This window comes from Undibacterium sp. GW821-FHT07F11 (genome assembly GCF_059418665.1).
The window spans coordinates 72,069-87,151 of record NZ_JBWKQH010000007.1; the positions used below are offsets into that span (position 1 = coordinate 72,069).

15 protein-coding genes are annotated in these 15,083 nt (G+C 51.1%); 4 read left to right on the forward strand and 11 right to left on the reverse strand.

Features of this window, described 5'->3' with window-relative positions:
- Positions 1 to 60: 60 nt before the first annotated feature.
- The 3 genes from AC07OI_RS18135 to AC07OI_RS18145 all read right to left on the reverse strand — a co-directional run bounded on the left by AC07OI_RS18135 (position 61) and on the right by AC07OI_RS18145 (position 4,714).
- Entirely contained in the window at positions 61 to 2,790 is a 2,730-nt protein-coding gene (locus tag AC07OI_RS18135) for a sensor domain-containing diguanylate cyclase (RefSeq protein WP_495258164.1), read from the reverse strand.
- 138 nt (positions 2,791 to 2,928) lie between these two features.
- A complete protein-coding gene (locus AC07OI_RS18140; protein WP_492707877.1) occupies positions 2,929 to 3,780 on the reverse strand; it encodes a hypothetical protein in 852 nt (283 codons plus the stop codon).
- Positions 3,773 to 4,714: a glycosyltransferase family protein gene (locus AC07OI_RS18145; protein WP_495258165.1), complete on the reverse strand. Its 942-nt coding sequence runs from the start codon at positions 4,712 to 4,714 to the stop codon at positions 3,773 to 3,775. Before AC07OI_RS18145 ends, AC07OI_RS18140 begins: the two co-directional genes overlap by 8 nt.
- Positions 4,715 to 4,797: 83 nt before the next feature.
- On the opposite strand from AC07OI_RS18145, the gene AC07OI_RS18150 reads away from it, so the two are divergent.
- Positions 4,798 to 5,577: a metallophosphoesterase gene (locus AC07OI_RS18150; RefSeq protein ID WP_495258166.1), complete on the forward strand. Its 780-nt coding sequence runs from the start codon at positions 4,798 to 4,800 to the stop codon at positions 5,575 to 5,577.
- 368 nt (positions 5,578 to 5,945) lie between these two features.
- Complete coding sequence (locus AC07OI_RS18155; RefSeq protein WP_495258167.1) at positions 5,946 to 6,167, forward strand: DUF6434 domain-containing protein; 222 nt, start codon at positions 5,946 to 5,948, stop codon at positions 6,165 to 6,167.
- Positions 6,168 to 6,244: 77 nt separating this feature from the next.
- Here the strand turns inward: AC07OI_RS18155 and AC07OI_RS18160 are convergent, their stop codons facing one another.
- Entirely contained in the window at positions 6,245 to 7,747 is a 1,503-nt protein-coding gene (locus AC07OI_RS18160) for a DUF4214 domain-containing protein (protein ID WP_495258168.1), read from the reverse strand.
- Positions 7,748 to 8,163: 416 nt separating this feature from the next.
- Between AC07OI_RS18160 and AC07OI_RS18165 the strand changes: the two genes are divergently transcribed.
- Complete coding sequence (locus tag AC07OI_RS18165; protein WP_492707865.1) at positions 8,164 to 8,481, forward strand: hypothetical protein; 318 nt, start codon at positions 8,164 to 8,166, stop codon at positions 8,479 to 8,481.
- Positions 8,482 to 8,515: 34 nt separating this feature from the next.
- Here AC07OI_RS18165 and AC07OI_RS18170 read toward each other — a convergent pair whose 3' ends face one another.
- From AC07OI_RS18170 to AC07OI_RS18200, 7 genes are all read right to left on the reverse strand, one after another.
- On the reverse strand, positions 8,516 to 8,971 hold the full coding sequence (locus AC07OI_RS18170) for a chromate resistance protein ChrB domain-containing protein (RefSeq protein ID WP_495258169.1): 456 nt from the start codon (positions 8,969 to 8,971) through the stop codon (positions 8,516 to 8,518).
- 30 nt (positions 8,972 to 9,001) lie between these two features.
- The gene (locus AC07OI_RS18175) at positions 9,002 to 9,349 is read right to left on the reverse strand and encodes a rhodanese-like domain-containing protein (protein ID WP_495258170.1); all 348 of its coding nucleotides are present in this window, start codon (positions 9,347 to 9,349) and stop codon (positions 9,002 to 9,004) included.
- A gap of 11 nt (positions 9,350 to 9,360) precedes the next feature.
- Positions 9,361 to 10,560, reverse strand: coding sequence for a chromate transporter (locus AC07OI_RS18180; protein ID WP_495258171.1), 1,200 nt, complete (start codon positions 10,558 to 10,560; stop codon positions 9,361 to 9,363).
- Positions 10,561 to 10,572: 12 nt separating this feature from the next.
- Positions 10,573 to 11,559 (reverse strand): chromate resistance protein ChrB domain-containing protein, encoded by a 987-nt coding sequence (locus AC07OI_RS18185; protein WP_495258172.1) that lies wholly within the window; start codon positions 11,557 to 11,559, stop codon positions 10,573 to 10,575.
- 105 nt (positions 11,560 to 11,664) lie between these two features.
- Complete coding sequence (locus tag AC07OI_RS18190; protein WP_492707856.1) at positions 11,665 to 12,156, reverse strand: GNAT family N-acetyltransferase; 492 nt, start codon at positions 12,154 to 12,156, stop codon at positions 11,665 to 11,667.
- A gap of 32 nt (positions 12,157 to 12,188) precedes the next feature.
- Positions 12,189 to 13,022: a class I SAM-dependent methyltransferase gene (locus tag AC07OI_RS18195; RefSeq protein WP_495258173.1), complete on the reverse strand. Its 834-nt coding sequence runs from the start codon at positions 13,020 to 13,022 to the stop codon at positions 12,189 to 12,191.
- A gap of 176 nt (positions 13,023 to 13,198) precedes the next feature.
- On the reverse strand, positions 13,199 to 14,281 hold the full coding sequence (locus tag AC07OI_RS18200; protein ID WP_495258174.1) for an alpha/beta fold hydrolase: 1,083 nt from the start codon (positions 14,279 to 14,281) through the stop codon (positions 13,199 to 13,201).
- A gap of 284 nt (positions 14,282 to 14,565) precedes the next feature.
- On the opposite strand from AC07OI_RS18200, the gene AC07OI_RS18205 reads away from it, so the two are divergent.
- Complete coding sequence (locus tag AC07OI_RS18205) at positions 14,566 to 15,075, forward strand: HAD family hydrolase (protein ID WP_495258175.1); 510 nt, start codon at positions 14,566 to 14,568, stop codon at positions 15,073 to 15,075.
- The last annotated feature ends 8 nt before the right edge of the window (positions 15,076 to 15,083 follow it).

Consider the following 15,083-nt stretch of genomic DNA (forward strand, 5'->3'; position numbering starts at 1 on the left):
GAATGCATGAATATTCAAGCGAAACCTGTCCCCTCGCCGGTACAAAACCCGATACAGCCCTCACTCCAACTGCAAGACCTTGAAATTATTCCGCCCTGCCTTCTTGGCCAGGTACAGGGCTTCATCCGCTTTCTTCAACATCTCGCCAGCGTTGGAGTTATGTTCTGACGAAATCGCCACACCTATGCTGGTGGTCACCATCAGGGGTTTGCCTTCTATGTCAAAAGGCGTGGTCATGGCTTGCACGATCTTGCTCGCGACCATGTCAGCTTCGCTGTGCATGTTCAGGCCTTCCAGCACGATGACGAATTCATCGCCCGCCAGGCGGCCTGCAAGGTCGGTCTGACGTATGCAATGCTTGAGGCGGCTGGCAAATTCCTGCAAGACCAGGTCACCGGCATGGTGACCGAGGCTGTCGTTGATACTCTTGAACTTGTCAACATCCAGGAACATCATCGCCATCAAGCGGCCCGTGCGTTGTGAACGGGCGCTGGCCTGTTCCATTCTTTCATTGATCTGGTTGCGGTTGGGCAGACCGGTCAGGGTGTCAAACCTTGCCAGGGCCAGCAATTGTCTTTCCACTGCCTTGGCGTCACTGATATCGTTGACCAGGGTGTTGACCCCTACCACTTTGCCACTGTCATCATATTGCGGGACATAGGTGGCATGGTAATGGCCAGTCTTGCCAGCCACGGTGATCTCGGTTTCAAATTCTGTTTTTTCACCAGCCATCGCCAGTTTGTAATGAACGTGATGTTCCTGCTGCATGGCACCGGACAAGAGCGATAAAACCGGCTGGCAGCGTATCTCTGACAAGGGCAGATCGAACCAGGTTTCATAAGGCCGGTTCACAAATTGATAGCGATCCTCGCTGTCAATAAGACTGACAAAGGCCGGGATGTTGTCGGCAATGGTGCGTAGCAAACCTTCGCTGGTTGCCAGTTTCAACTCTGCTTCCTTGCGTGCAGTGATATCGATGACCATGGAATAATAACCCAGGGTCGCACCTTCGGCATTGATATCGGGTACATACTCATACTGCAAAAATCGCTTGATATCACGCTCGGGTGCATAGCGCTCAAAGGATACTTTTTCACCGTGCAGAGCCCGCTCCATGTTGCCCTTCAATTCCAGGTAGGATTGTTCGCCAAATACCTCGGCAACAGTTTTCCCTAACAGATGGGCAGGATCAAGACCGGGGATCAAACCATAATTACGGTTACAGAATTGATAGCGCTCATTGGCATCGACATAGGCTATCATCGCGGGTACATTGTCGGTAATGGTACGCACACGTTTTTCACTGCGCATCAAATCATCTTGCACGCGCTTGAATTCGGTAACGTCTTCCACCAGCACAAAAAAACCATCGACCTGCCCGGATTTGTTAAAGTCCGGTACATAAGTCACCCTGTCCCATTCCCAGTAACCATAGCGCTCTGCACGCCGTTCAAAACATGTCCACTCACCATTCAGTACCTGGGTCACATAAGGTTTGGTGTGGCGATAAAACTCAGGTGTAGAAATTTCCTTGATGGTTTTTCCTATGGTCTGCTGCGCTGTCAGACCAAACAAATGTTCGATACGTTTATTGACGAAGGTATATTTTTCCTGATAATCGACATAGGCAATAAAGGCCGACATATTGTCAGCAATAAGGCGCAGTTTCTTTTCACTGGCGCTCAGGGCAGCCTCTGCGTCCCTGCGCTTGATCATGGCATCATCAAATGCCTTGGCCAGGTCGCCAATCTCGTCCTTGGGATATCTTTTATTTGCTTGCGCCACCAGCATATTGGCGTCTGCATTATTGACCTTGTCACGCAATTTTTGCAGCGGTGCGAGTTGCCAGTACATGAACCACCAAACCAGTAACAGCAAGATCAGCAGCAAGGCCAGGCCGAGCATGGCTGCTTCCCTTCTGACTTTTGCGACGACGCTGAATGCTTCATTGGTGGGATACACACCGGCAATCAGCCAATCAACCGATTTCAGGCGGCGGTAGCATAATATGGCTTCGTCTTCAGTATTGTCATTAGTGGTCAGATTACCTTCCAATCCGGCAAAGGCACTTGCAGGTATCTGACTTTTGTCTGGCAAGTCACGGCTGCTTTTCAATATGCGTCTGTGATCAGGATGTGTGACAAATGTCCCTTCGGTAGTCAAGACGTAGAAATAACCCTGATCACCAATTTTGGCCGTCGCCAGATCAGCCAGAAAGCTGTCCTGTATCAATTCTATAGTACCCATCAGCACCAATAACATGTGACCACCAGGGTCAAAAACTGGCACACAAATCACTACCAGGGGGCGCCCGGATATGCCACTTTTTAAAGGGGCAGAAATAGTGATTCTTTTTTGTTCAAGCGCTTTTTTAAAATAGTCGCGGCCACTAACGTTGATCTGCCCTCGTGTATCTGGATTATCCAGATTGGCCAGCAAGTCGCCCCGTAAATCAAACACGGCCAAGTTATCAAATAAGCCATCCAGGCTATGATAACGCTCCAGAAAGTTCTGGATTTTTTCATGGGCGATATCGTCAGAACCCAGGTCGCTGGCCAGGCGGATCAAGGCATTTTTTCTGAGTTCGACTTTATGGTCAATTTCATTGGCTACATTGGCTATCAGGCTGGATTGCCTGGCCACGATGAGTTTTTCAAGTGCGCTTTCAAATATAGTTGAAGCCAGCACATACAGCAAACCCAGGGACAGGACAAAGAATATCGCCACCGCCACAGTCAGGCGGGTTTTCAGGGTGATATTACGAAAACGAAATAGTCGGGAGGGCGACATATCTTTCGAAATAGTGAATGAATCCCAAAGACAATATTAGCATTCGAGTCATTGATGACAAATCATAATTTCGATAAAGCGTGGTATTCCAGGCCCGTGCAAGACGCATTCCAGGCACTTTCTACCAAATTCTACAATTCAGGAATAAGCCCCCAGAGTATCGTCAGTACGGCAAGCCAACTGGTCTGTAGAGCCGGGTATGCTTGATGCGTCTGCTACACAGTTGACAGGCGCAGCGGACGCATCAGACTGGTGCTGGGCTTCTTCCTGACCATGCGGTCTGGCGGCAGGCTCGTAGTCAAAATTGTGACTGATATCCTGACTGAAATATAGCCAGGGAAAAGCCGTATTGCTGATATGGCTGTCGTAGCTGCTGTTATCGTATTCAGTGCTGCTATTGTCAGCAGGCCCACCCACCTGTCTTGCCGCAATCTGGCGTGCCCGTTCTGCCAGTTGGCGGATATAGGCTTGCACCTCAGCCGGAACAGCCTGCCCGCTGGCCTGGTATTTCTCCAGCGTCTTGATGGCTGCCTGGGTTTCATAGCGCAGTTTTTCCAGTTGCTGCTTCTCTTCATTGGCGTTGGCAATTTGCTCATCCACATTGCGCAGATCTGCACCCTTTTGCGTATCCAGGAAAAAAGCCAGGCGTATTTTCAAGGTCGTCAGCGAAGTCGTTGCACCGGGGCGGGCAAACAGGCCAAGTATCTTGCGATTTTCCCTGAATGTGGCACGTACCATGTCATCCACAAAACCGGGGCAAGCCAGCACCAGAGCATCCAGGGTAGCGCCGGAAAAATCTGGCAACAAGCGCGCGACCTGGCTTTCCAGCAATTGCCGTCTGCCTGCTTGCAACTGTTCCAGTGCAATGGTTTGCCGGGCGATTTCGGTCTGCATGGCGTGCAGAGAATTCTGCAAGCCTTGCAAGGCCAGTTGCATGTCTGGCAGTGACGGGTCTATGGTCGTGGCATTGTTGATATTCACGTCAGGCATGAGCTACCTCTTGATGGACTTCGCCGTCTTCACGACGGGATTGAAAATAATCGACAAAATACTGGCGCAAATCGGGTTTGCGCATATCCGCATGCCACTCCAGTGGCTGACCTGCACGCACGCTCAAATCTGTCCATGGGTTAAAACCGAGATCAGTGATTTCATGCATGCGCAAAAAATAGCGCCTGTGCTGGGCTTCACCATGCCACAGGTGACGTATCTCACCTCGCACGACTCCCAGCCCACCCTGCACCTGCTCATGAAACCGCTGGCCCCAGGCTTGCAGATGGGCGATCTGGGCATGGTCATGTTTCAGGGCATTTTGTATGCAAAAGTTATAGTCGCCATAAATCGCATGTGCCATGAAATGGTCAGCACTGCCCGATATTGCCGCCTCATACAGGCCAACACTGTCAAACAGGCTGCGCCGCATGGCCCAGCCGTAACCTGTATGCCCATGCGTATCATAGCGCCCGGCGTGCAGGGTCGCTGGCTGCGCCTGCATGACAGCGGCGAAGGAACTAACCCGGTCTGGTGTCGCTCCGGCACTGCCATCCTGCTCCAGGCGAAGACAACTTTCCCACACTTGCGCCACCGGATATTGCTGCAACACCGTCACCAGCTCTTTTGCCCAGTGCTTGTTCTCAAACACAATGTCACAATCCAGCCAAGCCACATAGCGGCAACTGGCAGGCAGCCATGAAGCCGCCAGGTTCAGCAGTCTCTCTTTTTGCCACAGCAAGGTGCTTGAGCGCAGTTGCAAGACATCCACAGCCGCTGGCAATTCAAACGGTGCATCATCAAAGGCACATTCCACCGTAATACAGGTCACCCCTGCCGCCCGCATGCCCTGCATGAAGACATCATAATTTTCCCTGCGCGAGGCGTAGCGGCAAGGGTTGAAGTAAGTGGTGAGGACAACGAGTTCGGACATGCTCTGACGGTTAGTTGAGGCAGGATAATAAACTGCCTGGTTGAATTGTATAATGCAAAATCAATACTATACGCCTTGCTCCCATGCGCATACAAATCCTGTCCGACTTGCACCTTGAAGCCTGGGGTGATACTGCACCACAGAGTGATCCAGCCATCAGCCAGCCTGATGTGGTTGTGCTGGCTGGCGATATCCATACCGGCAGCAAGGCTGTCGCCTGGGCCGCGCAACAGTTTGCTGGCATCCCGGTGCTATATGTGCATGGCAATCATGAAGCCTATGGCAAAAATCTGGAAGAAATGCAGGCCGATGTTGCCAGTGCCTGCGAGGCTACGGAGAATGTGCATTTCCTCAATGCCCGTGAATACCAGATGGGTGACATACGCTTTCTGGGTGCAACCTTATGGACGGATTTCTGTCTGTTCGGCGCAGAACAACGCTACTTCGCCATGACAGAAGCAGCAGACCTGATGCCCGACTACCAACGCATTACCCTGGCTGAACAAGGCTACCGCAAACTCGCCGCTGATGATACGGCTCTCATTCATGCCAGGCAAAAATCCTGGCTCAACAAACGGCTGGATACCCCCTTCCAGGGTCGCACTGTCGTCGTCAGTCATATGGCTCCATCGATACAGTCAGTATCATCACGTTATGCAGATGACTTGCTATCCGCCGCCTTTGCTTCTGAACTCGACGCACTGGCACATAAAGCTGATCTGTGGATACACGGTCACACGCATGACAGCTTTGACTACCAGCTAGGCAAGTGCCGCGTCATCTGCAACCCTTGCGGCTATCCTTTGCATAATGGCAGGATGGAGAATGAGAAATTTGATCCGGATTTGGTCGTGAGTTTATGAACGGCCAAATAAACGATGCCCAAAATTCTTCGTATGTCTAGTCCTTTGAAAAAACCAGCAATCTCCATAACGGCCATGTTGTTGTATGTTCTCGGCCTATGTTGCTTCGTGCTGCCACTGGTTTTTCCAGCATTGCAGTTTGATGGTGGCTTCGGATATATGCTCGCGCTCTACTATCTATGCGGCATCATTTTTTTACTTGCCGGTATTTTCTTTCATCTATGGATCAGGTCACGTGACGCTGCAGGTCACATGCAGTTTCTTGAAAGTGCAGGAAAGGAAGTAGTTCCTCGACGATTGGGAGAAAATGAGGAGCGGAGTCAGTAGAACTCATGAAGAATTGAACGCTACATCAAAAGGAATAAAGCATGAAAACAGATTGGCACAGCCTTGAAATATCACGCGCTACCGTCGTCGATAAAGAGTACAAAAACACCCAAAACGTCAGGCGTTTTTTAAGCGCAGAATGCGGTACCGAATGCAAGCTCGACCGTGGCTTCATGGCATGGATCATCAATGGTGATCACAAGACCATGGGCGATGTGGCGGATGAATGGCAAAGGCGGTATGCGGATGCGAAGCAAGCTTAGAGTTTTCCTGGTCTGTATTTCACCCAGCAATGAGCGCAATACAGACGGGAAAACAAACTTTTAAGACGCTAGCAAACTCAACCCAGCCACAGCTTGAATTCTATGCCGTTTTGTATCGTGCCTATGACCTGCGCCTGGTTCTCGGCACTTTCACAGAAACTGGCGAGTGCACCGGCCGCTGTGATCTGGCCTTTGCTTAACTGATTATTCCAGTAATCGAAACCGGCCTGGTCTGGCGCACGGTGCAAGACGTTCTGGTAGAAGTTGGTGATCAGCGTGGTGGTCGATGGATTGGCACCATACAGTTTTTGAAATTCAGCAGACTGGAAGAAACCTGCCGCCACGGTCGTCAGGCTGGAACCCTTGTCCATATCTTTAATCCAGTAACCCAGTCCTTCCAGGTCAGGCTTGCGGCCAAATGCTGCCTGGTACAGGCGATATGCCTGGCCTGCTGTGCCACTGACGTCCAGCGCGATGCTCTTGTCAGAAAACTGCAGACGTTCGACGTTGAACAGACTATCAATATCACCATTGGATTTGACGCGTAACTGGAATGCCGCGCCAACCGGGGTAATCGCAAAATTGCTGGCATTTCCTGCCATGATGACCGTGTCCATGCCCGTGCCGCCATCGATATTATGGTTGCCAGTGCCAACATTAATGGCGTCATTGCCACTGCCAGCATTGACATGCAAACGGCCACCGCCGCCATTGACGGTGATCAGGTCAGCACCTGCACCTGAAGCGATCAGGTAATCGGAATACATGGTGGCAGGTAAATCGACGCTAATAACATCTGCCCCTCCAAACAGGGATTCATCGGCCAGCAGTTTTTCATCTATCTGCTGGTTGGCAGCTACATTCATGGAAACGCCAGTGATGCGGTTGAAGCTACCGTCACGGTATTCGGTCACAGAAGAAGTCATGGTCCCGGTAACGACAGACTTGGTCAGGCCCTGAGCCACCGTGGTGGAATTGGAAGACAGATTAAAACTGCCATCCAGTGTCGCAGAACTGATGAACTTGTCTGCACTTGCAGTGATTTTGCTGACGGTGCCGGTACTATTGCCACTGGTATCACCCCGGATAGCCCCCTGCACGTTGATCGTCACATTGCCCGTTACCGTATCATAGTTGGGACTATAACTAGGGGTCAGGGTAGAAACCGACATGGAATTAAGCAGTGTTGTGGTCGGCTTGATGTTGACAGAGTAACCGCCGCCGCTGACAGGGGTATTTGTGTAATCAAAATCAAATCTGCCAGTTTGGTTGATCGATAAAAGACCATTGCCATATATCTGCAGATTCGTCGCCGTACCGGTACCTGAAAGCGCATTGGGATTAGCCAGGATCACACCGTTATAAGTCGTGCTTGCACCGTCAGGAAAACCAAAAACCACCCTGCTGCCTGTAAAGTCAAAAGAGGTGTAATACTGATGGTCCCTTGCCCAGCTTGCACCCAGCTTGGGAAACACATCGAATAAAGTACCCAGCGTGCCATTGGTAGGAGGTGACTTGATGAGTTGCTGATAATTGGTGGTAACAACGGTTTGGGACAGTTTGATATTGATGTTTGCCATGAAGGTAGATTCTGTAGAAAGGGGATAAAAGCTGTGAGATAAAAAACTGTGATGTAAAATTTTGGCGTTGTTGCCATTTGCATCAACATTATTGCCGCCGAATGCTACAGAGTTATTTTTAATCTGGCAATTTAATCTACGCTCTATAAAACCCTGCACAAAACCCATTCTTTCTACTGCATCTGCTGTCAATGAAACGCCTGCCTGCCCGCCTTCCTGTTCGCCTGCAAATCAGTATTTATTTTCCACAAGCAAGCTAGCTGAATCGGAGATGCAAGCAAGAATATAGAAAAATAAATTGCTAATTGAATAATATTGTCTTATATTCCATTATTGCGATTTCAATCACATGTCAAACTGCACAAGGAACTGCAGAAATCAAAGACCGCCCATGACAAAATAATTCAGGAGTACGCATGAAGCAGACCCGCATTCTCTCCGTCATCATGATCTTGTTTGCCTTGTTTGCCCTTCCTGCCTGCGATGGTGGCTGGTCAGGTACACGTTACCAACTCCTGACAACGCCAGATGGCAAGGTCTACCGGCTGGATGCCAAGAATGGCAGCGTGCATTATGTGACGACAGAAAAAATGCTGGCCCTGAATGACGAATTACCCACCCTGCATATAGGCGAGTATTACCAGATGGCAGACGCCAAGGGCAACGTCAAGTATCTCAAGTATGTGGGCAATGCCCAGTTCGAAAAAAGCCCGGCGTCCAGCCAGGTGAAGTGACCACCCGCAAAGGACGCCGCAGCTAACTCCTGCTTCAGTTCATCACTGGTGGCCATTGATGCGCTTCTGCCTGACAATGCTGGCACCACGCATACAGCGCGTCATACATCACCATGCCGTGGCTAAGCATGACGTGATCATCTGCAAAAGTTTTTGACAAACCCAGCGACAAGGCATACAGACCCGCCGATTGCGCCGTCAAATCCAGCTTGCCAGTGTCTGCTCCACGGATAATGGTCGCCAGGGTTTGCAAGGCAGGATCAGCCAGTGAGTATTTCTTCAGGAAGGCATCAAAGCTGCACAAGTCGCCGACATGGCTTAATTCCACACCAGGTATGTCATAAGGTATGGCACCGGTTTCTGTCGCAATGCGCAAGACATCGGTATTAGCCACATATAAAAATTCTGCATCCCTGTCGATGAAATGCATGATCAGCCAGGGACAGGCAATGCGGTCTATCTTGGGTCGTTCACGGGTAATCCATTGCATGATTGTTCTCCCTCAACCTCAAAACTACTTCTATGCAGTGCGCCTGGCAAGCATGCCGCCTGCCTGTTTATAGGCTTCCAGCCCGCCTTCCAGATATCGTGCAGCAATACCCGCTTCGTTCAATGCGCTGGCGCAGTTGATGCCAACCTCATGTCCCTTGATGCAGTACACGACGACATTCTGTTGCTGTGTCAGTGCCGGTGCCCAGCTAGTCACTTTTTCAGGATCCAGCCAGACTGCACCAACGACTTGCAGGGTGTCAGCTTCAAAGGCCGGGCGTTTGCGCACATCGATGACCGCTGGTGGATTGGCAGTGCTTAGCTCGCGCATGAATTCGGCAACGCTGACGGTTTGCCTTGTTTGTTCCGTTTGTTCCATTTTTGACTCCTTTAAGAGTGAAGCAAGGGGTAAATGACCAAGCCCAGAACCGCTGCGGCCGCAACGATGACAGGTTCCTGCAATTTCTTGACCTTCCACAACAAGAAGATACTGACCAGGGCAATGGCTGCCGTCGGCACATCCAATATCGAGCGTCTGGCAATCACCAGCACAGAACCGGCAATCGCCCCTATGGCTGCGGCTGTAATGCCATCAACAAAAGCAATCACGCCGGGCAACTTGCCATATTTTTTAAAATAAGGTGCAGGGATGACGGTGAACAGATAGCAGGGCAAAAATGTCGCCAGTGCGGCCACCGTCGCGCCCGGCAGGCCGGCTACCAGATAGCCGATAAAACCCACCGTGATGACCACTGGTCCTGGCGTGATCATGGCAACCGCGACCGCATCGACAAACTGCTTGTCCGTCAGCCAGTGATGCTCAGTCACCACGCCACCGTACAGGAAAGGCACAATCGCCAGGCCAGAGCCAAATACAAAGGCACCGGCCTTGGTAAAGAAGATGGCGATCTGCGTCAACAGCGATGCGTCCTGCGTCGTCAACATGCTGCCTATCACAGGCAACTGCAGCAGCGTCAGGCTATGCAGTTTGCCGCGCCCCAGCCATGCCGGTGGCGCACGCAACAGCCAGACCAGTACGCCAGCGGCGATAAACAGCCAGGCGATTTCTGTCTCGGTAATAAAGGTCAGTGCTGCCAGCAAGAGATAAATGGCCCACAACAGCTTGTCCTTGCCTATGCTTTTTTGCGTGAGCTTTTTGGTGCTCATGACGATGATGCCAACCACTGCAGCACCGACGCCATAAAACACTGCCTGCATCCAGGCCAGGCCGCCATAACTGACATAAGCCCAGCCCAGTAACACCACCATCAAAAAGGACGGCAACACAAAGGCAATGCCTGCCAGGGTTGCACCCCAGATGCGGTAATGTACATAACCCATATAGATACCCAGCTGTGCCGCCAGCGGGCCGGGGGCCAGTTGTGCCAGCGCCAGGCCCTCTTTGTAATCGGCTGGCGAAATCCAGCCGCGCTGCTCAACCAGGTCGCGCTGCATATAACCCACCAGCGCCACCGGGCCACCAAAGCCCAGCGCACCCAGGCGCAGCATGTAAAGTACCATTTGCCACAGCGTATAAACTGGTGCGTTCTCGATGATGACTGGATTGGGATCAGGCTGGCTCTGGCTCATAGCTGGCACCTTTTATGTTGTACTTGGCTGCACTTGAGAAAAATGCTGGTAGAGGGCATCCAGCACCACGCTCATCTTGTCCAGCAAATCATCATCGTCACGGGCGTTTGGTCTGGCACCGGCCAGCATGGCTTCAAAGCCGCTGGCTTCGGGCACAAAGCCATTACCCACATCCAGCACATGCACCATGGCACCCAGACGTTGCAAGCCACGGTCGCCCTCCAGATCAAAACTGGCCAGCAAGACCTCGAAACTGACACGCTCGCCGATGTGGGTAAATGCCGCGCCATCAAAATCAAAACCCAGCGCATCTGGCGGACAATCAGTAACGGACTCCAGCCAGGCAAAGCGCGCCCGCTTGTCGATGAAGCGACGTATCAACCAGGCACAGGCCACCCTGTCCACCCACAGGTGCTGGCGGGTAGCCCAGGTACGGCCCTGGTAGTCATCGATTGCCAATGTCTTGATAGCCGCCTGCACAGCCTGCGGTTCACCGACTGATAACAGACTCTCTGCCGCATGCATGAAATCCATCCATGCAGCTTCAAGCGTGTTACTGCCATCACCGGGGAAGTAATCTATGCTTTTGAAAGCCTCATATTCGCGCCGCATCTTGCGCAAGAGCTTGGTAATTTCTTGCGGCTTTAAATTGCTCAAACCGGGGCGTGTATCTGCCAGGGTTTGCAGCCAGGCTGCATATTCGCCACTGCGGTCAAACAGGGCCTGGAAGGCCAGGTTTTCGTCCTCAGTTTGCGCCCAGACATGCAATAACCAGGCGCTGCCACCTTCACGCAAAGTTTCCTCAGACAAATCCTGCAGTGCTTGCTGCTGCAGGTCGCCAAAGGGCAAGAGATAAGCTCCGTCACGCAGGGAACCACAACCCAGGGCCTTGAGATTGCGCCAGATACGCATACGCCCCGTTGCGCTATTCGTGGGCAGGCTCAGCACCAGCAATAACCAGCAAGCAGCAGGATCAGTAGTGATAGTTTGTGTTCTCATGAAACGCATTCTATACAATAATATTAGTTATTACAAATTTTGTAGAGGTATTTACTTATATTATTAAAAATGCAATCAAATCATTTAAATCTGCAATTTGTACCATCAGGCAATATCCGTGGCCCTGGACATGACAGCAACGGGCATATCGCCCAATCTGGCCTTCTCGATAAACTGCCAGCCGAGACGTGCATAAAGCGACTCATTGTGTGGTGTGAACAAATGCAAATGATCAAAGCCCATGGCACGTGCCTCTTCCACAGCACGCAGAGATAGTGCCGAGGCGATGCCCTGTCCCCGCAATTCAGCCGGGACAAATACGGTAGACAACCAGGGCGTCAAATGCTTGTGCGTGAGGGTAGTCGTGAGGATGCTGGCAACACCAGCAATCTGATCATCTGAAGACAAGGCAAGCAAAGTCATGGGCAATTCCCCTTTTTGTAATGATTGCTGCAAGCGGGCAACCCTTTGCTCCATCGTGACAGACGGTGCCAGATATCCAAACTCTGATTGCAGCCACGTAGCAATCACCGGGATCAATGCAGCATGGTCTGCCAGGTATTCAATGCGCATATCCGGTTTTGATGTTTTATTCAATTCTCTCCCCCATATAGATATTAAAAATTCGTTCAAGACCTGGTACGCACCCAGGCAGCAACAGACAACGGCGGCATGGTCACGGTGCGGCAATCCCTCCCCTGCAGTTCAGCAGCGATCAGGGCATCGACGTCATACCGGTAAGCGTCACTACGTCCCAGCTTCCTGGCCATAGGAATGACAGATCTGACTGCCTCCAAAGGAAGTTCAATTGAGCTGGCACCAAACTGAAGCGGCGCGGCGGTTTCGGCATGCACTGTTCCATAATGCGCCAGCATGCTTGGCAACCTCACTCCCATGTGGGGATTGATGCCCGCATCCAGCATGACATCGGCAATGAATTCAATGGCGCTATTTGTCTCAGCAGCAACTGGGGGCCAGATACTGCTACGCACACCCCGGTAAAAATCCATTTCCAGGAAAGCCAGTGCACCACCAGGTTTTACCCACCGGACCATGCGCGCCAGCGCACCTTCAGGATCAGCGATGTAGAGCAGGAAGTAGCGCCCGACAATGGCATCAAATACCTGCTCAGGTACAAAGTCGTTCAGGTCAGACAAGACAAAGTCGACATTACAAAAACCTGCATCCGCAATCTTTTCTTTCGCCGCCTCAATCTGCGCAGGGTCGCTATCCATCGCTACAACACTACCAGTGGAGCCAACTGCAGCGGCCAGCAGCAAGGTCATTTCCCCACTGCCACAACCCAGTTCGAGAATTTGCGTGCCATGTGCAATACCAGCTCCGCCCAACATTCTTTCACTTAAAGGAACCAGCGCTTGCGCCTGCATTTTCAGACGGTGGCGCTCTCTTTCACTACTGCTTAATGGGTAACTTTCCGGGTAATTTTTTGGATGATTTTTCATGAATGAATCCGAATAAGAGGCATGGGCATCAACAAAATTTGCTACGCTCTCGTACAATCACAGCGTCGCAAAAATTGAGTCACCAGTGTAGGGTTGGCCCTGCTACATGCATAGTGTGCTTATTACGGTATGTAGTACCCCGGATTACGGTAGTCCTTACCGTAACTGGTACGGTCTCATTCAGGCGGTAACAGCCCCTTTTGGACAGCATGATGAACTGCTTCGGCGCGTGTCTTGCAACCCATTGCCTTCAAGGCACCTGCCACATGCATTTCTATGGTGCGCGGGCTGAGTGACAATACTCGTGCGATCTCCTTATCGGCTTTTCCATTGGCGACATGCCGCAGTACTTCACATTGCCGCACCGTCAAAGTGACAGTCTCATTGCGTAAATTTTTCCCCTGATCAACGTCAAGAAATGTCAACACCGTTTCACGCACCAAAAGCCATGCAGGCTCGTCTTCCAGCACCATATTATTATTCGATGTAACGGGTAAAAAACGCGCTGCTGGTATGAGTGCAGCCAGCTTCATCCCCTCCGATAGCGGATACAGTACGTCATGCAGCGCATGCAAAACCAGAGTTGGCACACGTATCAATTGCGCTCGCTCACTTAAATCCAGCCCATAAAATTCCCTCACGCTTTGTGCTGCAATCGCACCAGTCATGCGTTCATTGAGGATGGCATCAATTGCCGCCAATTGTTCTGGCGTCGCATCAGGAAGAAACTGGACTGTAAAAACCTGGCGAAAAGTGGTCGCAAATTCGCTGCGCCCATCCAGTCCAGATTCATATACCTGCAAGGCAGACAGCGCATCTTCACGCTGTGCCACACTCAATTCACGCCGCAAGCGCCCGCGCACCGAGCCGCCATAGATCACCAGACGAGTCAGCCGCCCAGAATGGCGGGCAGCATATTCAATCGCAGCATACGAGCCTGTGCAAACCGTCATCATGGCAAATTGCTCCAGCCCTGCAGCATCCACAACGGCTTCGATATCTGCCACCCAATCATCCAAAGTCATGCTACCGGGCTGGCGTTCTGAAAGCCCGCATCCGCGCATGTCGAATTTGACGATGGTAAAAAATGTTGATAGCGTATCCATCCAGTGCTTGCTGGCAGGACCGGGAGAAATCAAGTCATTGTCGGTGTAGTGAAGTGTCAGCCACAGCAATGGTGGGCCTGTTCCCGTCACAGAAAAAGCAATTGTCGTACCGTCCCGACTTTTACAAAAACGAATTTGAGATTTGCTATTCAACAAAAATATCCACCTTCTTTATTACGCAACACCAGGCTGGCATCGACATATCAGCTTAAAGCGTGGCCAGCGCCTGCACTTCATCAAGTGCAGCGCAATTTATCATATTTTTTATTTGAACTCATTTCGTCAAGGACGGCGAAACAGAATAGCACCAGTTTTTCTTTATCAGTCGTCCTCAACGATAGCTTGTCTGCTTGCCGGGCCCCATCGCCAGGTCTATCATGCTGTAGTAATAGTCAAGGGTTGGTAACAGCATCTGCAAAAGGCGGCATAAGATAAATATGAAATTGAACAAACAACGCCAGCTTATCGTTTTCGATCTCGATGAAACATTAGTCCATGCAAGCATGACAGATTTGGGCCACCCCTCCGCATTTGCATTCCCACCTTATTTTGTGTATCAGCGTCCTTTTCTGGCAGAAACGCTGGAAGAACTGGCAGCAGATTATGATCTGGCAGTATGGTCGTCGTCATCAAGAGAATACGTAGATGCAGTAGTTGCGCAGGTCTTTGGTGCTCGTTACCCTGTCAAGTTTGCCTGGTCGGTCGAGCGTTGTGTGCAAAGGGTGGACATTAAAAGTAACAGCTATGTCTACATCAAAGACTTAAGAAAAATTCAGGGTCAGGGATATACGCTGGACCAGATTACGATAGTGGATGATTCGCCAGAAAAAATCGCCAGGCAGCCAAGAAACCATGTGGTGATTACACCCTATCTTGGTGACCAGAAAGACAGGGCCTTGCTGGACATCGTAAAGACATTCAAATTGAGAACCGCAACCAGCAAATAAATTATGTA

Bases quoted from the DNA above. Each gene is read 5' to 3' on its own strand.
- AC07OI_RS18135 (WP_495258164.1), bottom strand. From the start codon at position 2,790: ATGTCGCCCTCCCGACTATTTCGTTTTCGTAATATCACCCTGAAAACC.
- AC07OI_RS18140 (WP_492707877.1), bottom strand. From the start codon at position 3,780: ATGCCTGACGTGAATATCAACAATGCCACGACCATAGACCCGTCACTG.
- AC07OI_RS18145 (WP_495258165.1), bottom strand. From the start codon at position 4,714: ATGTCCGAACTCGTTGTCCTCACCACTTACTTCAACCCTTGCCGCTAC.
- AC07OI_RS18150 (WP_495258166.1), top strand. From the start codon at position 4,798: ATGCGCATACAAATCCTGTCCGACTTGCACCTTGAAGCCTGGGGTGAT.
- AC07OI_RS18155 (WP_495258167.1), top strand. From the start codon at position 5,946: ATGAAAACAGATTGGCACAGCCTTGAAATATCACGCGCTACCGTCGTC.
- AC07OI_RS18160 (WP_495258168.1), bottom strand. From the start codon at position 7,747: ATGGCAAACATCAATATCAAACTGTCCCAAACCGTTGTTACCACCAAT.
- AC07OI_RS18165 (WP_492707865.1), top strand. From the start codon at position 8,164: ATGAAGCAGACCCGCATTCTCTCCGTCATCATGATCTTGTTTGCCTTG.
- AC07OI_RS18170 (WP_495258169.1), bottom strand. From the start codon at position 8,971: ATGCAATGGATTACCCGTGAACGACCCAAGATAGACCGCATTGCCTGT.
- AC07OI_RS18175 (WP_495258170.1), bottom strand. From the start codon at position 9,349: ATGGAACAAACGGAACAAACAAGGCAAACCGTCAGCGTTGCCGAATTC.
- AC07OI_RS18180 (WP_495258171.1), bottom strand. From the start codon at position 10,560: ATGAGCCAGAGCCAGCCTGATCCCAATCCAGTCATCATCGAGAACGCA.
- AC07OI_RS18185 (WP_495258172.1), bottom strand. From the start codon at position 11,559: ATGAGAACACAAACTATCACTACTGATCCTGCTGCTTGCTGGTTATTG.
- AC07OI_RS18195 (WP_495258173.1), bottom strand. From the start codon at position 13,022: ATGAAAAATCATCCAAAAAATTACCCGGAAAGTTACCCATTAAGCAGT.
- AC07OI_RS18205 (WP_495258175.1), top strand. From the start codon at position 14,566: ATGAAATTGAACAAACAACGCCAGCTTATCGTTTTCGATCTCGATGAA.